At 58.1% G+C, this 1,001-nt stretch carries 2 protein-coding genes; both read right to left on the reverse strand.

What is annotated here, in order from left to right; all coding sequences use genetic code 11:
• Positions 1–568: flavodoxin-dependent (E)-4-hydroxy-3-methylbut-2-enyl-diphosphate synthase (locus A3730_RS26980; protein WP_197477667.1), on the reverse strand; the 568-nt coding region annotated here is incomplete at its 3' end.
• Between the two features lie 21 nt (positions 569–589).
• Positions 590–1,001, reverse strand: a 412-nt coding sequence (locus A3730_RS26985; protein ID WP_231884062.1) for a helix-turn-helix domain-containing protein, incomplete at its 5' end; no start/stop codon positions are given.

A 1,001-nucleotide genomic window follows, 5' to 3' on the forward strand; every position in this document is an offset into this window, starting at 1 on the left:
GAAGGGTCATGAAGACGTTGGAGGCCTTCACACTGACCTTGAAGTCCTGAAAATCATAGCGGTCGAGAATGTCCGCATGGCGCATGGCGGATTCCACCAGGGCGTCGGACGTGGGCTCGCCGTATTTACGCTGTAATTCTTTTTCCAGGGAGCCGGCGTTCACGCCGATACGGATTGGTAATCCCTTGTCCTTGGCGCACTGAATCACTGCCTTGATACGGTCTTCGCGGCCAATATTGCCGGGGTTGATACGCAGGCAATCCACACCCTGCTCAGCCACCGCCAAGGCAATCTTGTAGTCGTAATGGATATCCGCCACCAACGGCACATCCACCTGCTTGCGAATTTTGCCAAAGGCTTCCGCGGCATCCATGGACGGCACCGACACCCGCACGATATCCACACCGGCATCCTGTAAACGGCGGATCTGGCCAACGGTGGCGTCCACATCACAGGTTTCGGTATTGGTCATGCTTTGTACGGAGATCGGGGCATCGCCACCGACAGGGACATTCCCCACCATGATTTGGCGGGTTTTACGACGTTGGATTTTAACTTCCGGTTCCATGGTGTTTTCTACCCTCGCGAATCAGGGAGCGGAGATTCGCACAACTTTACCGGGGGAATCCGTCGGCAAGGTGACAGCGCTGCCGTTGACCAGCAACTCGTCCACCGCGCCGGCGTTACCGAGAGTCAGGCTGAATGGCGCTTTACCATCCAGCATCAGGGATGCGCCACCGGATTGCTCGCCCTGGCGCAGAGTGCGCCCGGTGGCATCGGTGACCTTGATCCAGCAATTGCTGGTGAAACTGAGTAGCAGACGATCCAGACCATTAGCCGCGAGCATGGACGAGCCATCATCGCTCTGCTCAGCCGAGCTGCCATCAGCCTGGGGATCGCTAGCGGAGCTGGCATCAGTCTCATCATCCTGCATACCGTCGTCAGTGATGCCTTCGCCGTCAAGATCCGCGCTCGCCGGAGCAGCCCCGGAATCCATGCCA

Source organism: Alcanivorax sp. HI0044 (genome assembly GCF_001634945.1).